This window comes from Streptomyces sp. CB01881, from assembly GCF_002953255.1.
Lineage (GTDB): Bacteria > Actinomycetota > Actinomycetes > Streptomycetales > Streptomycetaceae > Kitasatospora.
The window spans coordinates 7866620-7886497 of record NZ_CP026498.1; the positions used below are offsets into that span (position 1 = coordinate 7866620).

The 19878-nt window shown below is 72.5% G+C and carries 15 protein-coding genes, 1 tRNA gene, 1 other RNA gene, 1 pseudogene and 1 riboswitch; of the genes and pseudogenes, 15 read left to right on the plus strand and 3 right to left on the minus strand.

Annotation, left to right across the window (positions count from 1 at the left end):
* Positions 1-87: 87 nt before the first annotated feature.
* Complete coding sequence (locus C2142_RS24355; RefSeq protein WP_148644606.1) at positions 88-282, minus strand: hypothetical protein; 195 nt, start codon at positions 280-282, stop codon at positions 88-90.
* Positions 283-631: 349 nt separating this feature from the next.
* Between C2142_RS24355 and ftsE the strand changes: the two genes are divergently transcribed.
* The 8 genes from ftsE (at position 632) to C2142_RS24395 (ending at position 9705) form a co-directional block, all read left to right on the plus strand.
* Positions 632-1321, plus strand: a complete 690-nt coding sequence (ftsE, locus tag C2142_RS24360; protein WP_148644607.1) for a cell division ATP-binding protein FtsE — start codon at positions 632-634, stop codon at positions 1319-1321.
* Positions 1322-1393: 72 nt separating this feature from the next.
* Positions 1394-2305 carry a permease-like cell division protein FtsX gene (ftsX, locus tag C2142_RS24365; RefSeq protein WP_148644608.1) on the plus strand — a complete coding sequence of 304 codons (912 nt, stop codon included), beginning with the start codon at positions 1394-1396 and terminating at the stop codon, positions 2303-2305.
* Positions 2306-2445: 140 nt separating this feature from the next.
* Positions 2446-3591: a S41 family peptidase gene (locus C2142_RS24370; RefSeq protein ID WP_148644609.1), complete on the plus strand. Its 1146-nt coding sequence runs from the start codon at positions 2446-2448 to the stop codon at positions 3589-3591.
* Between the two features lie 93 nt (positions 3592-3684).
* Complete coding sequence (gene smpB, locus C2142_RS24375; protein WP_148644610.1) at positions 3685-4161, plus strand: SsrA-binding protein SmpB; 477 nt, start codon at positions 3685-3687, stop codon at positions 4159-4161.
* A gap of 107 nt (positions 4162-4268) precedes the next feature.
* Positions 4269-4650: a transfer-messenger RNA gene (gene ssrA, locus C2142_RS24380) on the plus strand.
* Positions 4651-4801: 151 nt separating this feature from the next.
* Entirely contained in the window at positions 4802-7105 is a 2304-nt protein-coding gene (locus tag C2142_RS24385) for a UvrD-helicase domain-containing protein (RefSeq protein ID WP_148644611.1), read from the plus strand.
* Between the two features lie 335 nt (positions 7106-7440).
* On the plus strand, positions 7441-8913 hold the full coding sequence (locus tag C2142_RS24390) for an NAD-dependent malic enzyme (protein ID WP_148644612.1): 1473 nt from the start codon (positions 7441-7443) through the stop codon (positions 8911-8913).
* Positions 8914-9423: 510 nt separating this feature from the next.
* Positions 9424-9705, plus strand: a complete 282-nt coding sequence (locus tag C2142_RS24395) for an HU family DNA-binding protein (protein WP_030059737.1) — start codon at positions 9424-9426, stop codon at positions 9703-9705.
* Positions 9706-9778: 73 nt separating this feature from the next.
* Here the strand turns inward: C2142_RS24395 and murA are convergent, their stop codons facing one another.
* Positions 9779-11119, minus strand: a complete 1341-nt coding sequence (murA, locus tag C2142_RS24400) for a UDP-N-acetylglucosamine 1-carboxyvinyltransferase (RefSeq protein ID WP_148644613.1) — start codon at positions 11117-11119, stop codon at positions 9779-9781.
* Positions 11120-11431: 312 nt separating this feature from the next.
* Here murA and C2142_RS24405 point away from each other — a divergent pair, with 312 nt between their 5' ends.
* The 6 genes and pseudogenes from C2142_RS24405 (at position 11432) to C2142_RS24430 (ending at position 18952) form a co-directional block, all read left to right on the plus strand.
* Positions 11432-12016, plus strand: coding sequence for a YqgE/AlgH family protein (locus C2142_RS24405; protein WP_148644614.1), 585 nt, complete (start codon positions 11432-11434; stop codon positions 12014-12016).
* A 63-nt stretch (positions 12017-12079) separates the two neighbouring features.
* Complete coding sequence (locus C2142_RS24410; RefSeq protein WP_174315682.1) at positions 12080-12361, plus strand: DUF3039 domain-containing protein; 282 nt, start codon at positions 12080-12082, stop codon at positions 12359-12361.
* A gap of 85 nt (positions 12362-12446) precedes the next feature.
* Positions 12447-14057 (plus strand): beta-N-acetylhexosaminidase, encoded by a 1611-nt coding sequence (locus C2142_RS24415; protein WP_148644616.1) that lies wholly within the window; start codon positions 12447-12449, stop codon positions 14055-14057.
* A 313-nt stretch (positions 14058-14370) separates the two neighbouring features.
* Positions 14371-15237, plus strand: a complete 867-nt coding sequence (locus C2142_RS24420; RefSeq protein ID WP_148644995.1) for an FAD binding domain-containing protein — start codon at positions 14371-14373, stop codon at positions 15235-15237.
* A 74-nt stretch (positions 15238-15311) separates the two neighbouring features.
* Positions 15312-15758: pseudogene (locus tag C2142_RS40330) on the plus strand ((2Fe-2S)-binding protein); the annotation flags it as partial.
* 866 nt (positions 15759-16624) lie between these two features.
* Positions 16625-18952, plus strand: coding sequence for a xanthine dehydrogenase family protein molybdopterin-binding subunit (locus C2142_RS24430; RefSeq protein WP_148644617.1), 2328 nt, complete (start codon positions 16625-16627; stop codon positions 18950-18952).
* 116 nt (positions 18953-19068) lie between these two features.
* On the opposite strand, the gene C2142_RS24435 is transcribed toward C2142_RS24430, so the two are convergent.
* A tRNA-Cys gene (locus tag C2142_RS24435) sits at positions 19069-19140 on the minus strand.
* A 238-nt stretch (positions 19141-19378) separates the two neighbouring features.
* Positions 19379-19444, plus strand: a riboswitch (guanidine-III (ykkC-III) riboswitch).
* A 44-nt stretch (positions 19445-19488) separates the two neighbouring features.
* Between C2142_RS24435 and C2142_RS24440 the strand changes: the two genes are divergently transcribed.
* Entirely contained in the window at positions 19489-19803 is a 315-nt protein-coding gene (locus tag C2142_RS24440) for an SMR family transporter (protein WP_148644618.1), read from the plus strand.
* Positions 19804-19878 lie beyond the last annotated feature (75 nt).

The following is a 19878-nucleotide window of genomic DNA, read 5'->3' on the forward strand; positions in this document are numbered from 1 at the left end:
GGCGGCAGGCGGGTCGTGACCCGTGGCCGTGACACGAGAAAGGCCCCGACGGTGATCCGTCGGGGCCTTCGCGTACGTCTGCCGGGGTCAGGCCAGTGCCTGCCGGGCGATCAGCGCCACCGCGAGCAGGCCGGCCAACAGGGCAAGCAGCATGGCGGGGGAGAGCACACCGAACGGCCCCTGCTGCTCCTGCAGCCGGGCACGGTTGGCGCGGCACACCGGGCACCGGCCATCGCTCACGCGGCCGTTGCAGTTGGCGCACACCAGATGGTCGCAGGTCATGCGATCTCCTCCTCGCTGCTACAGCCAACGCACCGGACGGGGCTTTGGTTCCTTTTCTTGCCCTGTGCGGGGGAGCGGCCAACCTCGGCCGCCACCTCCACTCTGCCAGGTTCTGGCCGTTCCGGCCCCCGGGCTGTGAGATGCCTCCCAATTTTCTGGGCATAACCGGACATTCTCCCCCAAGGTTCGGCTTCTGTCACGGGCCGCCCCTGCGAGCCGGACGCGGCTTCGCGTATGGTCCCAAGCCGGGAGGGGCCCTTCCCCCTCCCTCCGCCCGTCCCCGGGCCGGGCGCCCGGGGTGGACCGACCGAGGACAGGCGCCGCCTAGGATGGCCTCCGTGATGCAGCCGTGATCAGATTCGACAACGTCTCCAAGACCTATCCCAAGCAGAACCGTCCCGCCCTGGACAACGTCTCGCTGGAGATCGAGAAGGGTGAGTTCGTCTTCCTGGTCGGCTCGTCCGGCTCGGGCAAGTCCACCTTCCTGCGCCTGTGCCTGCGCGAGGAGCGCCCCAGCACCGGCGAGGTGCACGTGCTGGGCAAGGACCTGGGCAAGCTGTCCAACTGGAAGGTGCCGCACATGCGCCGCCAGCTGGGCACCGTCTTCCAGGACTTCCGCCTGCTCCCCAACAAGACGGTCGCGCAGAACGTCGCCTTTGCCCTCGAGGTGATCGGCAAGCCCAAGAGCGCCATCAACAAGGTGGTGCCCGAGGTGCTGGACCTGGTCGGCCTCGGCGGCAAGGAGGACCGCATGCCGGGCGAGCTGTCCGGTGGTGAGCAGCAGCGCGTCGCGATCGCCCGGGCGTTCGTGAACCGCCCGATGCTGCTGATCGCGGACGAGCCCACCGGCAACCTCGACCCGCAGAACTCGGTCGGCATCATGAAGCTGCTCGACCGGATCAACCGCACCGGCACGACGGTGCTGATGGCCACTCACGACCAGGCCATCGTCGACCAGATGCGCAAGCGCGTCATCGAGCTCGACAAGGGGCTGCTGGTCCGCGACCAGGCCCGCGGCGTCTACGGGTACCAGCACTGATCCTCCGGCGCTGACCCGTGGGCCGCCGGCCCGTTCCGCCCGACCAGTACCGACCCTGGAGTTGTTACACGCATGCGCGCCCAGTTCGTCCTGTCGGAGATCGGTGTGGGTCTCCGCCGCAACCTGACGATGACCATCGCGGTCGTCGTCAGCGTCGCGCTCTCCCTCGCCCTCGCCGGTGCCTCGCTCCTGGTCCGTGACCAGGTCAACTCCATGAAGGGGTACTGGTACGACAAGGTCGAGGTGAGCATCTACTTCTGCACGAAGTCGGACGCCCGCAACTCGCCGCAGTGCCAGAACGGCGCGGCCACCGACCCGCAGATCGCCGACATCAAGTCCCAGTTGGACAAGATGGACTCGGTGGTCCAGTCCTCGACCTTCGAGAACTCCACCGAGGCGTACAAGCACTGGAAGGAGATGAACCCGGACAACCCGCTCATCTCCGTCCTCGGCCCGGACGCCATCCCGCAGTCCTGGCGGGTGAAGCTCAAGGACCCGACCAAGTACGACGTCATCCAGAGCGCCTTCGCCGGCAAGCCCGGCGTCAAGTCGGTCGAGGACCAGCGGAAGATCCTGGAGAACCTCTTCGGCCTGCTGAACGGCCTCCAGACCGCGGCGTTCGTGATCATGGTGCTGATGCTGTTCGTCGCCCTGCTGCTGATCGTCAACACCGTCCGGGTGTCGGCGTACAGCAGGCGGCGTGAGACCGGCATCATGCGCCTGGTCGGTGCCTCGAACTTCTACGTCCAGATGCCGTTCATCGCCGAGGCCGCGTTCGCCGCGCTGCTCGGCGCGGTGATGGCGTCCGGGCTGCTCCTCGGCGGGCACTTCTTCGTCCAGGGCTGGCTGGCCGACCGGGTCCAGTTCATCCACTTCATCGGGCTCAGCTCGGTGCTGGCGGTGATACCGCTGCTGGTGGTGGTCGGTATGGGCATGGCCGGCATCGCGGCGTTCTTCACCCTCAGGAAGTACCTGAAGGTCTAGCGCCACCCCGGAGGTCCGGCCCGAGGCCGGCTCCGGCGCCCCGCGGCCCCGGACGGCACTGCGCCGTCCGGGGCCGTCGGCGTTTCGCCGTCAGCCGTTCCGGCCCGCCGCGTCACGTGCTGCGCCTACACTCCGATGCCATGCTGCAAACTCCGCGCAGGGCACGCCAGGCGGCCACCCTCAGCCTGGTGTTCGGCGCCGTGCTGCTGGCCGGCGCCGCGACCGGAGCCTGGGGCGACCCGAGCGCGCCACCGCACCGCCCGTCCGTGGACGCGGCCCCGGCCGCCGCGGCCGGCGTCGCGGCCGGCCAGGACCCGGCCGGGGCGGCGCTCTCCGAGCAGCAGGCCGAGCACCTGATCGGCGCCAACGGCGACCGCTGGGGCGCCTACTACAGCGCCCAGGAGTACGCCGAGTTCAGCCAGGGCCTGGACGGCCGCTACCTGGGTGTGGGCCTCTCGGTCGGCCGCGGGCAGGACGGCGTCACCGAGGTCTCGCAGGTGCAGCCCGCCGGGCCGGCCGCGGAGGCCGGGATCGCCGCCGGCGACCGGCTGCTGCGGGTCGGTCCGGACCAGGCCGACCACCTGCCCGTGACCGAGGTCGTCGCCCGGCTGCGCGGGCGCGAGGGGGAGCGGCGGATCGGCTCCGAGGTCACCCTCGCCGTCCAGCGCGGGGACGGCGGTATCCGCGAGGTCCAGTTGCGCCGGGCCCTGCTGGACAGCCAGCAGGTCGCGGTCGAGCACCTGGACAAGGGGGTCCTGCGGATCACCGTGCGGGCCTTCACCAGCGGCGTGGCCGAGCAGGTGCGCGCCGCCGTGCGCGGCCCGCACGCCGGGGTGGTGCTGGACCTGCGCGGCAACTCCGGCGGGCTGGTCGAGGAGGCCGCCGGTACCGCCGGGATCTTCCTGGACGGCGGCCCGGTCGGCTCGTACCAGGAGCGCGGCGGGACCAGGGAGCTGACCGCCCCGCCCGGCGGCGACCAGCGCTCCCCCTTGGTGGTGCTGGTGGACGGCGGCACCATGAGCGCCGCCGAGCTGCTCACCGGCGCGCTCCAGGACCGCAGCCGGGCCGTCGTGGTGGGCGGCCGGACCTTCGGCAAGGGCACCGTCCAGCAGCCCAGCCGGCTCGCCGACGGCGCGGTGCTGGAGCTGACCGTCGGCCGCTACTACACCCCGGCGGGCCGCTCCCCGGAGGGCGCCGGCCTGACCCCCGACGTGCCCGCGTCCGGCTCCGAGGACGCCGGCGAGCTGGCCCTGCGGGTCCTGGCGGGCCTGGGGACGCGGGCCTGACGCGCCCGGGCCCGACGCGTGCGCGCGCGAGGGCCTGACGCGCGGGTAAAGGGGCTGCTCCGCACCGGGCCGAGGTGCGAGAATGGCCGCGCTATGGCAAAGGAAACCGGACAGAAGCTGATCGCGCAGAACAAGAAGGCGCGACACGAGTACACCATCCTCGACACCTACGAGTGCGGTCTCGTGCTCACCGGCACCGAGGTCAAGTCACTGCGCGAAGGGCGGGCCAACCTGGTCGACGGGTACGCCTACATCCAGAACCACGAGGCGTGGATCGACAACGTCTTCATCCCCGAGTACACCCAGGGGACGTGGACCAACCACGCCGCGCGGCGCAAGCGCAAGCTGCTGCTGCACCGGATGGAGATCCACAAGATCGAGGCCAAGGTCCGGGACGCCGGCCACACCCTGATCCCGCTCTCGCTGTACTTCAAGGACGGCCGGGTGAAGCTCGAACTCGCGCTCGCCGTCGGCAAGAAGCTGTACGACAAGCGCCAGACGCTGCGGGAGAAGCAGGACACCCGTGAGACGGCCCGTGCGGTGGCGGCGGCGCGCCGGCGCCAGAGCTGACACCCGGCGACGCCGGCGTTAATCCGCTGGACCCTCGCCGGTCGCCTCGCGTACTATGGCGCCAGCAACACGGACGGCAACGTCCGAGCTGTTTCTCAAAAAAACATGGGGATGATCGGTTTCGACAGGGGAAGTCGAAACAGGAGAAGCGAGCCGAGGAACGCGGCAATGATCTCGTTAACCATCTGTCGCAAAAAAATAATCGCCAACACTAAGCGCGATTCCCAGCAGTTCGCTCTCGCTGCCTAATAACAGCTAAGAGTGCTTGGGTGTCAGACCGGGGAGTTCCCGACCCGGACCCTGGCATAATCTAGGGAACTCAACCGTCCGCCCGGGCTGCGGGGGTGGATGGGAAATCAAACAGCAGCTGGGCCTGTTGGCGGCTTGTCCGCGTGACTGCCAGGGCCGAGAAAATCACAGCGGACTGCGCTCGGAGAAGTCCTGAATCCACTCCACTGGACCCGGGTTCGATTCCCGGCATCTCCACCACCCCATGTTGCACAGCGAAGGCCGCCCACCGCTCAGCGGAGGGCGGCCTTCGCGATTTCCCCTCCCGGTGCGGCGCAACGGAGCGGCGGGGCGTAGGATCTTCCGTCCGCTCGTTTCCCAGAGCCGGACTCCCGCCGCTACCACCGAGGCCATGCAGAGCAATACGGACACCACCGCCGCCACCGACTCCGAGACCGTCCGCGAGCGCGAGATCGCCGGGGAGCAGCACCACCTGGACACGGTCTACCACCGCCTGGAGGAGAAGCTCGCCGAGGCCGAGTACATCCTGGAGGACGCCGCCAAGCGCGTCCAGGTCGGCACCCCCGGCGCGCTCGCCGAGCGCGACGCCCAGGTCTACCGGGCGGGCGCCCACCTCCAGCGGCTCAACAACGAGTTCGAGGACTTCCTCTTCGGCCGGATCGACCTCCAGCAGGCCGACGCGCCGGAGGAGCACGGCATCCCCTCGAACACCCCGCTCGACCCGGCCGACCCCGCCGTCGCCGAGACCCTCCACATCGGCCGGCTCGGTGTGCTGGACGCCGAGTACGGCCCGCTGGTGATCGACTGGCGGGCGCCGGCCGCCGCGCCGTTCTACCGGTCCACCCCGCTGGAGCCCGGCCGGGTGATCCGCCGCCGGGTGATCCGCTCCAAGGGCCGCAAGGTGGTCGGCGTCGAGGACGACCTGCTCCGCCCCGACCTCACCCCCACCCTGGACGGCCGCGAGCTGGCGGTGGTCGGCGACGGTGCGCTGATGGCCTCCCTCGGCCGCGCCCGCAGCCACTCGATGCGCGACATCGTCTCGTCCATCCAGAAGGAACAGGACGAGGTGATCCGCGCCGCCGCGGCCGGGGCCACCCTGGTCACCGGCGGCCCCGGCACGGGCAAGACCGCCGTCGCCCTGCACCGCGCCGCCTTCCTGCTCTACCAGGACCGCCGCCGCTACGCCGGGGGCATCCTGGTGGTCTCCCCGACCCCGCTGCTGGTCTCCTACACCGAGGGCGTGCTGCCCTCGCTCGGCGAGGAGGGCCAGGTCGCCATCCGCGCGGTCGGCTCCCTGGTCGACGGCATCGAGGCGGGCGTCTACGACACCCCGGAGGCGGCCCGGGTCAAGGGCTCGGCCCGGATGGTGCAGCTGCTGCGCCGGGCCGCCAGGGCGGCGCTGGAGCTCGGCGCGCCGCAGGAGCTGAAGGTGGTCGCCCGGGGTGAGGTGCTGCGGCTGGACGCCGGCCGGCTCAAGGCCGTGCGCGGCAACGTGGTGGGCTCCGGCGGCACCCCGCTGAACCTGCTCCGCCCGCGCGCCCGCCGGCTGCTGCTGGACGCGCTCTGGCAGGAGGCGACCCGGCACCTGCCGAAGCCGGCCGACCACTACGCCCGTGAGCAGCGCCAGGAGGAGAAGGAGTCCTTCGACGACTACGTCTCGGACGAGGCGGCGTTCCTGGACTTCCTGGACGCCTGGTGGCCCGCGGTGACCCCGCGCCGGGTGCTCGGCACGCTGAAGCAGACCCGGCACACCAACCGGATCGCCCGCCGCGCCGTGACCCCGGAGGAGGCCCGGCTGCTGGCCGGCTCGTGGCGGCACCTGTCCGAGCGCGGCGAGGGCGAGCTGTCGGCGCACGACGTGGCGCTGGTGGACGAGCTCCAGGTGCTGCTCGGCGAGCCGGTCCGCCCGAAGGTCCGCGAGGTGGACGCGGTGGACCTGCTGAGCGGCCTGGACGAGGTCACCACGTTCGCGGACCGCAACTCCAGGCAGCGCGAGAGGGTGCCGGTGGAGCGCACCGAGTACGCGCACATCATCGTGGACGAGGCGCAGGACCTGACCCCGATGCAGTGGCGGATGATTGGCCGGCGTGGCCGGATGGCCACCTGGACGATCGTCGGCGACCCGGCGCAGTCCTCCTGGCCGTTCCCCGGGGAGGCGCAGGCGGCGTTGGACGAGGTGCTGTCCGGCAAGCCGCGCCGTCGCTACACGCTGACCGTGAACTACCGGAACCCGGCCGAGATCGCCGAGGTGGCGGCCAAGGTGCTGGCACTGGCCGCGCCGGGCACGCCGTCGCCGAGCGCGGTGCGCAGGGTCGGCGTGGAGCCGCGGTTCGCGGCCGTCACGGACCCGTCGCCGGAGGCCTTCGGCGCGGCGGCCCGGGCGGAGCTGGAGCGGCTGCTGGGGGAGGTGGACGGCACCGTGGCGGTCGTCGTGCCGATGGACCGCCGGGCCGAGGCGGCCGGGTGGATCGAGGGCCTGGGCGAGCGGGCGGTGGCGCTGGGCAGCCTGGAGGCCAAGGGCCTGGAGTACGACGCGACCGTGGTGGCCGACCCGACCGGGATCGCCGGTGAGTCGGAGGCGGGCCTGCGGGTGCTCTACGTGGCGCTGACCCGGGCGACCCAGCGGCTGACCGTGCTCTCCGGCCCTGACGACCTGCCGGACGCTGACGGCGTGCCGGCCCTGCTGGACGGCTGACCTGCTGACCGCCCGTCACGGCGGGCGGTACAGCAAGAAGGCCCCTCACCGACGGTGAGGGGCCTTCAGACGTTAATGACACCGACCCGCCATGCTCGCCTCGCGGCAAGTGGTCCCTCGAAGGGACGAAGGTTGGGCCCGGGGGCTTGGATCGAGCCGGTGTCCCGTCCAATGTAACGCATCGGCCCGCTGAGGCAAGAAGTTGTCGACTTCGCACACTCAATGAACGTTATTTCTGGCTTCAGCCTGGTAGGTGCGACGATCGAGGTCTAGCATGCGCAGGCGAAGCCTTCAACAATCTGTTGAAGCAACTGAGGACGGAAGAAGGAACGTCGATGGCGACGGTGCCCAGTGTCTCCAACTCGATCACGGTGCGGCTGGAGGTCCCGGCCAGGGGCAATGCCGTCAGTGCGATCACCACGGCCGTCGAGTCCTCCGGCGGTTCGGTCACCGGCCTCGACGTCACCGCCTCCGGCCTGGAGGCGCTGCGGATCGACGTGACCGTGGCCGCGTCCTCGGTCGCCCACGGCGAGGAGATCGTCGAGAAGCTCCGCACGATCGACGGCGTGTCGATCGGCAAGGTCTCCGACCGTACCTTCCTGATGCACCTCGGCGGCAAGATCGAGATGTCCTCGAAGCTGCCGATCCGCAACCGTGACGACCTCAGCATGATCTACACCCCGGGTGTCGCCCGGGTCTGCATGGCGATCGCCGAGAACCCCGAGGACGCCCGCCGCCTCACCATCAAGCGCAACAGCGTCGCCGTGGTCACCGACGGTTCGGCGGTGCTGGGCCTGGGCAACATCGGCCCGGCCGCCGCGCTGCCGGTGATGGAGGGCAAGGCGGCCCTGTTCAAGCGCTTCGCCGGTATCGACGCCTGGCCGATCTGCCTGGACACCCAGGACACCGACGAGATCGTGGCCATCGTCAAGGCGATCGCCCCCGGCTTCGCCGGCATCAACCTGGAGGACATCTCCGCGCCGCGCTGCTTCGAGATCGAGGCCCGGCTGCGCGAGGCCCTGGACATCCCGGTCTTCCACGACGACCAGCACGGCACCGCGATCGTGGTGCTGGCCGCGCTCACCAACGCGCTCAAGGTGGTCGGCAAGGACATCTCCGAGATCCGCGTGGTGATGTCGGGTGCCGGCGCCGCCGGTACCGCGATCCTCAAGCTGCTGCTGGCGGCCGGCGTCGAGCACGCCACCGTCGCGGACGTGCGGGGCGTGGTCCACCAGGGCCGTGACGACCTCAACGACTCGCTGCGCTGGATCGCCGAGCACACCAACCGCTCGGCCCGCACCGGCGGCCTCAAGGAGGCCGTGGCGGGCGCCGACGTCTTCATCGGCGTCTCCGCCCCGAACGTGCTGGACGGCGACGACCTGGCCACCATGGCGCCGGACGCGATCGTCTTCGCGCTGGCCAACCCGGACCCGGAGGTCGACCCGGCGATCGCCCGGCAGACCGCCGCCGTGGTCGCCACCGGCCGCAGTGACTTCCCGAACCAGATCAACAACGTGCTGGTCTTCCCGGGCGTCTTCCGCGGTCTGCTGGACGCCCAGAGCCGGACGGTCAACACCGAGATGATGATCGCCGCCGCCCGGGCGCTGGCCACCACCGTCGCCGACGACGAGCTGAACGCCAACTACATCATCCCGAGCGTCTTCCACAAGGACGTCGCGAAGACGGTGGCCGCCGCCGTCCGTGACGCCGCGCTGGCCGGCGTGCAGGAGGAGCGCGAGCCGTCCCGTCCGACCCCGGGCATCGTCGGCACCCTCGACACCGCCTCCTTCCCCTCCGTCAAGCTCTGACGGCGGCCCCGCGGCGCGTGTCGCGGATCGGTCAAATGACCGAATAGCGCGCTTACCCACCCAAGCCCGCCCCGAACCCTTGCGACACAAGGGCGAGGGGCGTGTTTGGGCTTGTCGTGCCTAGGGCGTACGGTAGCCCTGCACGGGGCAGGCGTGTCCGACAAGTACGGAACGTCCCCCTGGTCTTCCGGCGTGTCGTCCCGACCGCCGCCCGCGCCCGGTCCGCCGGAGCCGACGGAGCATCACACCTCCGGCGGGCGGGCGTTGTTCGGGTGGCTCGGCCGGGGCCCGATTGGCTTTCTCGGGGCCGGACGGGGCAGGATTCGTATCCGGGCAGGCAGGCGGGCCTTCGACGGCACCGGCGCCGCGGCACGGGGTGCGAACCCGGCCTGCGACCACGCATTGCCTGAATGAGCACAGTGTGCGGACCTGCGGCCTATCCGGGTGCCCCCCGGAGGGAGCACCGATGGGCCCCCGCACACCGCAAGCGAACAGACCACAGGAGTACACATGAACCGCAGTGAGCTGGTGGCCGCGCTGTCCGAGCGCGCCGAGGTGACCCGCAAGGACGCCGACGCCGTTCTGGCCGCCTTCGCCGAGATCGTCGGCGAGGTCGTCGCCAAGGGCGACGAGAAGGTCACCATCCCCGGTTTCCTGACCTTCGAGCGCACCCACCGCGCCGCCCGCACCGCCCGCAACCCGCAGACCGGCGAGCCGATCCAGATCGCGGCCGGCTACAGCGCCAAGGTGAGCGCGGGCTCCAAGCTCAAGGAAGCCGCCAAGGGCGCCTGAGCAACCCCTTGAACGCCGAGAGGCCGGGTTCCCTTCGGGGAGCCCGGCCTCTCGCCGTCGGTACGGCCGCCGGTCAGGCGGTGACCAGCCGCTCGCTGGGCAGCTCGACGTGGGCGCCGAGGTCGCGCAGCTTCTCCATGAAGTTCTCGTAGCCGCGGTTGATCAGGTCGATGCCGTGCACGGTCGAGGTGCCCTCGGCCGCCAGCGCCGCGATCAGGTACGAGAAGCCGCCGCGCAGGTCCGGGATGACCAGCTCGGAGCCGATCAGCTTGGACGGGCCGGAGACGACCGCGGAGTGCAGGAAGTTGCGGGCGCCGAAGCGGCACGGGGTGGCGCCCAGGCACTCGCGGTAGAGCTGGATGTGGGCGCCCATCTGGTTCAGCGCGCCGGTGAAGCCGAGCCGCGACTCGTACACCGTCTCGTGCACGATGGACAGGCCGGTGGCCTGGGTGAGCGCGACCACCAGCGGCTGCTGCCAGTCGGTCTGGAAGCCCGGGTGCACGTCGGTCTCCAGGGCGATCGCCTTGAGCTCGCCGCCCGGGTGCCAGAACCGGATGCCCTCGTCGTCGACCTCGAAGGCGCCGCCGACCTTCCGGAAGGTGTTGAGGAAGGTCATCATCTCCAGCTGGCGGGCGCCGCGGACGTAGATGTCGCCCTTGGTGGCCAGTGCCGCGCAGGCCCAGGAGGCGGACTCCAGGCGGTCCGGCAGTGCGCGGTGGTTGTAGCCGGAGAGCTCGTCGACACCGGTGATCAGGATGGTCCGGTCGGTGCCCATGGTGATGATCGCGCCCATCTTCTGCAGGATGCAGATCAGGTCGACGATCTCCGGCTCGACGGCCGCGTTGCGCAGCTCGGTGACGCCCTCGCAGAGGACGGCGGTGAGCAGGACCTGCTCGGTTGCGCCGACCGACGGGTAGGGCAGCTCGATCTTGGTGCCGCGCAGCCGCTGCGGGGCGACCAGGTAGGTGCCCTGCGGGTGCTTCTCGATGGTGGCGCCGAACTGGCGGAGCACCTCGAAGTGGAAGTCGACCGGGCGGCCGCCGATGTCGCAGCCGCCGAGGCCCGGGATGAAGGCGTGGCCGAGGCGGTGCAGCAGCGGGCCGCAGAACAGGATCGGGATCCGCGAGGACCCGGCGTGCGCGTCGATGTCGGCGACGTTGGCGCTCTCCACGTGGGAGGGGTCGAGGATCAGCTCACCCTCCTCGTCACCGGTGCGCACCGTCACGCCGTGCAGCTGGAGCAGGCCGCGGACCACCTTGACGTCGCGGATGTCCGGGACGTTGCGCAGTCTGCTGGGTCCCTGCCCGAGCAGGGCGGCGACCATGGCCTTGGGGACCAGGTTCTTCGCACCACGGACGCGGATCTCGCCTTCGAGCGGGTTTCCGCCGTGAACCAGCAGGACGTCGTCGGTCATCGTTCTCGCAATCCGGGGTGCCAGAGGAGTGGGTGGGGCTCCGGTCGGGAGCCGGCGGTGGACCGGTCGTACGGGCGCGTTCGGGCCCCCGGCGTGACCGAGTCGGCACCGTATAAGGGCGTCCACCATCAGTAGATGGTAGTGGGCGTATCGGTGGTTCCCGTGAGCCTCTCCCGTGATGGTGCTCTCTCGGGGTGGTGTCGCGCCCGCCGGTGCGTCCGTACGGGTGTTCGCGCGGCGCGGCGGCGGCCGTGCGGACGGTCTCCGTGTTGCGGTGTCCGCCCCCGGGGGTTCTGCGGGATCATGTGAGGCATGACGGCGGCCCATTCGCACGGAGGCCGGTCCCACACCGGCCGTTTGCTCGTCGCGACCCCCGTGCTCACCGACCCGAACTTCGCGCGGGCGGTGGTGCTCCTCCTCGACCACGACGCCGAGGGGGCGCTCGGCGTCGTCCTGAACAGACCGACGCCGGTCAAGGTCGGCAGTGTGCTGGACGGCTGGGGCGGCCTGGTCGGTCCGCCGGCCGTGGTGTTCCAGGGCGGTCCGGTCGCCCTGGACTCGGCGCTCGGCCTGGCGGTGGCGCCGGGGGAGCCGGGCACCGTCGAACCGCTCGGCTGGCGGCGGGTGCACGGCGCGATCGGCCTGGTGGACCTGGAGGCGCCGCCCGAGGTGCTGGCCGGGGAGCTGGGCGGGCTGCGGATCTTCGCCGGGTACGCGGGCTGGTCGCCGGGGCAGCTGGAGGCGGAGGTCGACTCCGGCGCCTGGTACCTGGTGGACTGCGAGCCGGGCGACATCTCCAGCCCCGAGCCGGAGCGGCTCTGGCGTGCGGTGCTGCGCCGCCAGCGCGGCCCGCTGGCACTGCTCGCGACGTACCCGGACGACCCCACGCTGAACTGACGTGCGACCGCCCCGGGCGCGACACTGGCCCGCTTTCCCGGGGCCCCCATAGACTTGGCACCCATGAGCACTCTTGAGCCCGAGCGCGGCCTCGGCACCGGCACCCTGGTCGAGCCCGTCCCGCAGGTGTCCAACGGGGACGGCGACCACGAGCGCTTCGCGCACTACGTCCAGAAGGACAAGATCATGGAGAGTGCGCTCTCCGGATCCCCCGTGGTGGCGCTCTGCGGCAAGGTCTGGGTGCCCGGGCGCGACCCGAAGAAGTACCCGGTCTGTCCGATGTGCAAGGAGATCTACGACGGCATCGGCAAGCCCCAGGACGGCAAGGGCGGCGACGACAAGTAGGCCGCCGGCCCGGCCCGTTTTGCACAGTGGACCATTTCGCGAAGTGGTCTATGCCAATTGAGCCGGGCGGGGGCAGGATGGCGGGATGGACCTCATCCCCGCCCCCTTGAGCTCCGTCCGCCTCCAGGACCAGGACTTCCCCCTCGACCGCGGCACCACCCTCACCGCCCCGGCCTCGCTGGCCGGTGCCGAGCGGTGGTTGCGGGCCTCGCTGACCGCGGCGACCGGACTGCCGCTCGCCCCCGGGCGGCCCGGTGAGGGCGTCGAACTGGTGCACGACGAGACGCTGGCCGGCGAGGCGTACCGGCTCTCGGTACGCCCCGGCCGTGCCGTGATCACCGCCGGAGGCCCGGCCGGCGCGCTCTGGGGCGCGCAGACGCTGCGCCGGCTGCTCGGCCCGGACGCCTACCGCCGGGCCCCGCTGCGCGACGGCGGCTGGGTGCTGCCGGGCACCGACATCGAGGACGCCCCCCGCTTCGCCTGGCGCGGCGCGCTGCTGGACGTCGCCCGGCACTTCCTCCCCAAGGCCGACGTCCTGCGCTTCGTCGACCAGCTCTCCGCGCACAAGCTCAACGTGCTGCACCTGCACCTGACCGACGACCAGGGCTGGCGGCTGGAGATCAAGCGTTACCCGAAACTGGCGGAGCAGGCCTCCTGGCGCGAGCGCTCGATGGTCGGCTACCGGGCCGGCGGGCGGCGTGACGACCGCCCGCACGGCGGCTTCTACACCCAGGACGACGTGCGCGAGATCGTCGCGTACGCAGCCGAGCGGGCGGTCACCGTCGTCCCGGAGATCGACCTGCCGGGCCACTCGCAGGCCGCCATCGCCGCCTACCCGGAGCTGGGCAACACCGACGTGGTGGACACCGCGGCGCTGGGCGTCTGGACCGACTGGGGCGTCAGTCACAACGTGCTCAACCCCTCCGAGGCCACCCTCCGCTTCTTCGAGGGCGTGCTGGAAGAGGTGCTGGAGCTCTTCCCGTCCGAGTTCATCCACCTCGGCGGCGACGAGTGCCCCAAGGAGCAGTGGAAGGACAGCGCGGCCGCCCAGGCGCGGATCCGGGAACTGGGCCTGGCCAACGAGGACGAGCTGCAGAGCCACGTGATCCGGCACTTCGACCGCTGGCTGGCCGGGCGCGGGCGCCGGCTGATCGGGTGGGACGAGATCCTGGAGGGCGGCCTGGCCCCCGGTGCGGCCGTCTCCTCCTGGCGCGGATACGGCGGCGGGATCGCCGCCGCGCAGGCCGGTCACGACGTGGTGATGTGCCCCGAGCAGCACGTCTACCTGGACCACCGGCAGGCGCCGGGCCGGGACGAGCCGGTCCCGGTCGGCTTCGTCCGCACCCTGGAGGACGTCTACCGGTTCGAGCCGGTGCCGGCGCAGCTGGACGAGGCCGCGGCCCGCCGGGTGATCGGCACCCAGGCCAACCTGTGGACCGAGTTCATGGACAGCGCCCGGGACGTCGACTACCGGGCCTTCCCCCGGCTCGCGGCCTTCGCCGAGGTCGCCTGGTCCGCGCTGCCCGCCGACCCGGCCGCGCGCGACTACGCCGGCTTCGAGCGCCGGATGGAGGCCCACCGGGCCGTGCTGGACGCGCTCGGCGTCGAGTACCGGCCGGCCGCCGGGCCGCACCCCTGGCAGCGCCGGCCCGGCGTGCTCGGCCGCCCGCTCGACGGAGCGCCGCCGGCCGTCTGACGGGGGAGGGTCCCCGAGACGTTCGGGAACTTCTGAGTGGTCATCTGACGTCAAGAACAGATGAACATCTGCTTCGGTCCGGTCCGGGCCGGAGCAGATACCGCCCGGTATCCGTCCCAATCGGGCAGTTCCGTTCGCCCGTCCCGAAATGATCATCGAGCATTGTGTGCCAGAGTTGCCCAACCCGGCCCGATCGCCCGTACCCTACGGGCCAGGCCGGGCTGCCGACGCGGACACCCCGGCCGAGGCCTGCGGGCGGCAGGCGATCGATGAGCAAGTGGAGCACGGTGGGACCCAGGTGAACCGGACGATCATGCTGCCGGCCTCCCTCGACGAGGCCGTCGACGCGCTGGCCTCCCACCCGGCCGCGGTGCCGGTGGCCGGCGCCACCGACCTGATGGAGGCCGTCAACGCCGGACGACTGCGCCCTGCCGCCCTGATCGGCCTCGGCCGCATCACCGAACTGCGCGGCTGGCGCTACGAGGACGGCGGCACCGCCGTCCTCGGCGCCGGGCTCACCCACGCCCGGATGGACCGGCCCGACTTCGCCGCGCTCATCCCCGCCCTCGCCGACGCCGCCCGCACCGCCGGACCCCCGCAGGTGCGCAACGTCGGCACCCTCGGCGGCAACATCGCCACGGCCGCCCCGGCGGGCGACACCCTCCCGGTGCTCACCGCCCTGGAGGCCAGCGTCACCCTCGCGCGGGCCGGCGCCACCCGCGAGGTCCCGGTCAGCCACCTGCTCACCGGCCTCGACCCGCTGCGCCCCGGCGAACTGCTCACCTGGGTGCGCGTCCCGCTGCTGCACGCCCCGCAGGTCTTCCTCAAGGCCACCGGCCGCAGCGGCCCGGCCCGCGCCACCGCCTCCGTCGCGCTCGTCCTCGACCCCGCCCGGCGCGCCGTGCGCTGCGCCGTCGGCGCCGTCGCCCCCGTCCCGCTGCGGCCGCTGGAGGCCGAGGCGTGGGTGGCCGGCTGCATCGACTGGGACGGCAGCCGCGAGATCGACCCGGCCGCGACCGCCGCCTTCGGCGAGTACGTGGCCGCCGCCTGCGTGCCCGACAACTACGGCGCCGAGGGCGCCTGGGAGGCCGTGACCGAGGGGCCGAGCGCGGCCGCCGTCCGGCTACGGCGTACCGTGTCGGTGCTGGCCCGACGGGCACTGGGAAGGGCGCTGAAGTGACCACTGACCCCATCGAGACCCTCGACGCCGGTCTGTTCGACCATGCGCCCGTCAGCCGCGAGCTGCGCCCCTGCGCCTCCTACACGCTGCGGGTCAACGGTTTCGAACGGCCCGTCACCGACGCCTGGATCGGCGAGAGCCTGCTCTACGTGCTGCGCGAGCGGCTCGGCCTGGCCGGTGCCAAGGACGGCTGCGAGCAGGGCGAGTGTGGCGCCTGCTCGGTGCAGGTCGACGGGCAGCTGGTGGCCGGCTGCCTGGTGCCCGCCGCACTGGCCGCGGACAGCGAGATCAACACCGTCGAGGGCCTCTCGGCCGCCGGCGGCGCCAGCGACGTCCAGCAGGCGCTGGCCGAGTCCGGCGCGGTGCAGTGCGGCTACTGCACGCCCGGCATGGCTATGGCCGTGCACGACCTGCTCCAGCGCAACCACCGGCCCACCGATGTCGAGGCCCGTCAGGCGCTCTGCGGCAACCTCTGCCGCTGCACCGGCTACCGGGGCGTGCTGGCCGCGGTCCAGAGCATCGCCGACGCGCGTGCGGTCGAGGCCGAGGACGCCGGGGACGCGCCCGCCGGGGAGCCGGCCGGTGAGGCCGCCGCCCAGAACGCGGGGACCCCGCTCCCGGCCGCGCCGGAGGAGCCCGGGCAGACGGCCGGGCCGACGGTGTACACCGACGAGGACGCCTGGATCGAGCACGTCCCGCAGCCGCCCGCCGAGGAGGCCCAGGCCGTCGTCGGGACCACCGCCGGCACGGGCGTCGGCGTCGGCATGCAGTACGGCACGCCGGACGACCAGGGCGGCTACGACACGGGCGTCTACGACACCGCGGTGCTGCCGCCCGTGCCGGTCATCCCCGCGCAGGCCGACGGCCAGGGCTACTACCCGCAGCAGGGCTACCCCGAGCAGACCGTCTACCAGGAGACGGCCGGCCTGGGGAGCGCCGGGCAGGGCATGGGCGCGCCGGGCACGGGCGTGCACGACGTCGGCATGCAGGGGATGGGCGGGCAGCCCGCCCCGGCCCACGGCGGCTACACACCTGGCGCCTTCCCCGACGGTGGCTATCCGCAGCCCGGCTACGACGCCGCCCCGCCGTACGACGCCGCCCCGCCGTACGAGGCCGCCTCGCCGTACGACGGCCCGGTCTACGAGCCGACCCCCGCGCACGGCGTCCCCGTACCCGGCGCCGCCTTCGACGGCACCGGGTACGACGGCACCGGGTACGACGGCCCCGGCTTCGAGGCCCCCGCCTTCGACGGCACGCCCGCGCACGGCACGCCGTACGTCGCCACGCCCCCGCACGGCGTCCCGGCCGAGGGCACCGCCCCCGCCGGGGTCCCGTACGGTGCCACCCCCGCCCACGGCATCCGGCTCCCCGAGGACGACCACGCATCATGACGTCGCCTACCGACATCGGCGCAGCGCCCCAGCAGGACGGTGACGAGGGCGGCGCAGCGGAGCCGTTCGGGCTCGGCAGCTCCCCGCTGCGCAGCGACGCCCTGCCGAAGGCGCTCGGCATCTACCCGTACGCCGCCGACCTCTGGGCCGAGGGCCTGCTCTGGGGCGCGGTGCTGCGCTCGCCCCATCCGCACGCCCGGATCAACGGCATCGACACCTCCGCCGCGCTCGCCCTGCCCGGCGTGCACGCCGTGGTCACCGCCGCCGACCTGCCGGCCGGCCCGGACGGCGGCTTCGACGGCGCCCCGGCCGGCCCGATCGTCGCCGACCGGCCGGTGCTCGCCGCCGGGGTGGTCCGCCACCACGGCGAGCCGGTCGCCGCCGTCGCCGCCGACCACCCGGACACCGCCCGTCTCGCCGTCGGCCTGATCGTCGTCGACTACGAGCCGCTGGAGGCGGTCACCGACCCCGAGCAGTCCTTCACCGCCCCGGCGCTGCACCCGGACGGCAACCTCTTCCGCCACCTGCCGCTGCGCACCGGGGACCCGGAGGCGGCCGGCGAGATCATCGTCGAGGGGCTCTACCAGGTCGGACGGCAGGACCCGGCGCCGCTGGGCGCCGAGGCGGGCCTGGCCGTGCCGCGCCCGGACGGCGGCGTCGAGCTGCACCTGTCCTCCACGGACCCGCACGGGGACCGCGACCGCACCGCCACCTGCCTCGGCCTGGAGCCGGACCGGGTGCGGCTGGTCGTCACCGGCGTGCCCGGCGCCACCTCCGACCGCGAGGACCTCTCCTTCCAGGTCACCCTGGCGCTGCTGGCACTGCGCACCGGCCGGCCGGTGAAGATGACGCTCACCCGCGAGGAGTCCTTCCACACCCACACCTCCCGGCACCCCGCACTGCTGCGCTACCGCCACCACGCCGACGCCGAGGGCCGGCTGGTCAAGGTCGAGGCGCAGATCCTGCTGGACGGCGGCGCGTACGCGGACGTCTCCGCCGAGGCGCTGGCGGCCGCCACCGCCTTCTCGGTCGGCCCTTACGTCTGCCCGAACGTCTTCGTGGACGCCTGGGCGGTGCGCACCAACAACCCGCCGGCCGGCCGGATGCGCGGCGAGGGCGCGCTCCAGGCCTGCTTCGCCTACGAGTCCCAGCTCGACCAGCTGGCCGCCCGGGTCGGCGTCGACCCGGTCGAGATCCGCCGCCGCAACGCCATGGCCACCGGTGACGCGATGCCCACCGGACAGGCCGTCACCTGCCCCGCGCCGGTGGCCGCACTGCTGGACGCCGTCTCCTCGGAGCCGTTGCCCGCGCTGCCGGTGGACGACCCGGACGCCGATTGGCTGCTGCCGGGCGGGCCCGGCGGTGCCGGTGACCCGGCGGCGGTGCGGCGCGGCATCGGCTACGCGGTCGGCATGGTGCACATGCTGGGCGCCGAGGGCGAGGACGAGGTCTCCACCGCGACGGTGCGGGTCAGCGGCGACCACGCCACGGTGATCTGCGCGGCCGTCGACTCCGGGCAGGGCTTCGCCACCCTGGCCCGGCAGATCGTGCAGACGGTGCTGGGCGTCAGCGAGGTGTACATCGCGCCGGCCGACAGCGACCAGTCGATCGCCGGGCCGTCCGCCCGGGGCCGGCACACCTGGGTCTCCGGCGGCGCGGTCGAGCGGGCCGCACTGATGGTCCGTCACCAGCTGCTCCAGCCGATCGCCGCCAACTTCGGGATGTCGGTCGAGCTGCTCCAGATCTCCGACGGGAAGATCACCTCGTACGACGGGGTGCTCGGCATGCCGGTCGCCGAGGCGCTGGAGGGCAAGGAGCTCTGGGCCACCGCGCAGTGCCGTCCGCACCCGACCGAGCCGCTGGACGAGGCCGGCCAGGGCGACGCCTTCGTCTCCATCGCGTTCTGCGCGATGCGGGCCGTGGTGGACGTGGACATCGAGCTCGGCGCCGTCCGGGTGGTCGACATGACGGTGGCCCAGGACGTCGGCCGGGCGCTCAACCCGCGCCAGATCGAGGACCGGATCGAGGCGGGCGTCGCCCAGGGCGTCGGCCTGGCCCTGCTGGAGGACCTGCGCACCGAGGGCGGGCTGCTGATGAACCCCTCCCTCACCGGCTACCGCCTGCCGACCGCCCTGGACACCCCCGAGGTCCGGATCGCCGCCCTGCTGGAGGAGCGCGACGTGGTCGCCGCCTTCGGCGCCAAGGCGGTCAGCGCCGCCCCGGCCGTGGTCGCCCCCGCCGCCGTCGCCGCGGCGGTCCGCGCCGCGACCGGTCTGCCGGTGGGCCGCCTGCCCATCCGGCCCGAGGACGCCGTCACCGGCTGACCCGTCGGGGGCGGCCGGCCGGCCGCCCCGGGAATTCCCGGGAATTCCCCGGGGTGAAATAGAACGACGAATTGCCGGTCGGCGCAACAGGCGCCGACCGGCAATTCGTTTCACGGAGGCCATGACGGGAATCGAACCCGTGTAAACCGCTTTGCAGGCGGTTCCCTCAACCACTCGGGCACACGGCCGTGGGGGGTGGAGCTGTACTGCGGGTGCGGCTCAGGCGCAGTGGCAGCAGCGACAGGCGCGACAACACCGGGGAGCGGTGGTACAGGTGCGGGGGGCCGCGGGGGCCGCCGTCTTCCTGTCCATTGCCGACTCCTGTCGTCGTTCGCCGTGTTGGTGAATTCATCTTGGCGGAATGGGCGGGGGAGCGTCAATATCCGTTTGTAAATTCTGTATGGCGGCTTGTGCTACCGTCGAAGACAGGTGGCCGATTGAAGGCCGCCCCGGACGAGCGCGTCGTACCCGGTGACGACAAGACGGCGCAGCACAGCGGCAACCCGGCCGCTGCTGACTGCGGAGGTGCTGTCGTCATGGCGTGGCTCGTTCTGATCGTTTCCGGTGTCCTGGAAACCGTCTGGGCGGTGGCCCTGGAGTCGTCCAAGGGGTTCTCCCGGCTCGTCCCCACCGTCGTCTTCGGCATCGCGCTGGCACTGAGCATGGGCGGCCTGGCGTACGCGATGCGCTCCATCCCGATCGGCACCGGCTACGCGGTCTGGGTCGGCATCGGTGCGGTCGGCACCGCGCTGTACGGCATGGCGGTGCTGGGGGACGCGGCGACGGCGGCCCGGATCGGGTGCCTGCTGCTGATCGTCTCCGGCGTGGTGGGCCTCAAGGCGCTGCACTGAGGCGGGACCTAGGCCCTGCGCAGTAGGCGGCCACCGCCGCTGGTCAGGGGCCATCCGGCCGGACGCGCCTTACGA

Excerpts from the sequence above, each read along its gene's own strand:
- smpB (WP_148644610.1), top strand. The coding sequence starts at position 3,685 with ATGGCAAAGGAAACCGGACAGAAGCTGATCGCGCAGAACAAGAAGGCG.
- ftsX (WP_148644608.1), top strand. The coding sequence starts at position 1,394 with ATGCGCGCCCAGTTCGTCCTGTCGGAGATCGGTGTGGGTCTCCGCCGC.
- C2142_RS24410 (WP_174315682.1), top strand. The coding sequence starts at position 12,080 with ATGAGCACTCTTGAGCCCGAGCGCGGCCTCGGCACCGGCACCCTGGTC.
- C2142_RS24385 (WP_148644611.1), top strand. The coding sequence starts at position 4,802 with ATGCAGAGCAATACGGACACCACCGCCGCCACCGACTCCGAGACCGTC.
- C2142_RS24420 (WP_148644995.1), top strand. The coding sequence starts at position 14,371 with ATGCTGCCGGCCTCCCTCGACGAGGCCGTCGACGCGCTGGCCTCCCAC.
- C2142_RS24430 (WP_148644617.1), top strand. The coding sequence starts at position 16,625 with ATGACGTCGCCTACCGACATCGGCGCAGCGCCCCAGCAGGACGGTGAC.
- C2142_RS24390 (WP_148644612.1), top strand. The coding sequence starts at position 7,441 with ATGGCGACGGTGCCCAGTGTCTCCAACTCGATCACGGTGCGGCTGGAG.
- C2142_RS24415 (WP_148644616.1), top strand. The coding sequence starts at position 12,447 with ATGGACCTCATCCCCGCCCCCTTGAGCTCCGTCCGCCTCCAGGACCAG.
- C2142_RS24395 (WP_030059737.1), top strand. The coding sequence starts at position 9,424 with ATGAACCGCAGTGAGCTGGTGGCCGCGCTGTCCGAGCGCGCCGAGGTG.
- C2142_RS24405 (WP_148644614.1), top strand. The coding sequence starts at position 11,432 with ATGACGGCGGCCCATTCGCACGGAGGCCGGTCCCACACCGGCCGTTTG.
- C2142_RS24440 (WP_148644618.1), top strand. The coding sequence starts at position 19,489 with ATGGCGTGGCTCGTTCTGATCGTTTCCGGTGTCCTGGAAACCGTCTGG.
- C2142_RS24370 (WP_148644609.1), top strand. The coding sequence starts at position 2,446 with ATGCTGCAAACTCCGCGCAGGGCACGCCAGGCGGCCACCCTCAGCCTG.
- C2142_RS24355 (WP_148644606.1), bottom strand. The coding sequence starts at position 282 with ATGACCTGCGACCATCTGGTGTGCGCCAACTGCAACGGCCGCGTGAGC.
- murA (WP_148644613.1), bottom strand. The coding sequence starts at position 11,119 with ATGACCGACGACGTCCTGCTGGTTCACGGCGGAAACCCGCTCGAAGGC.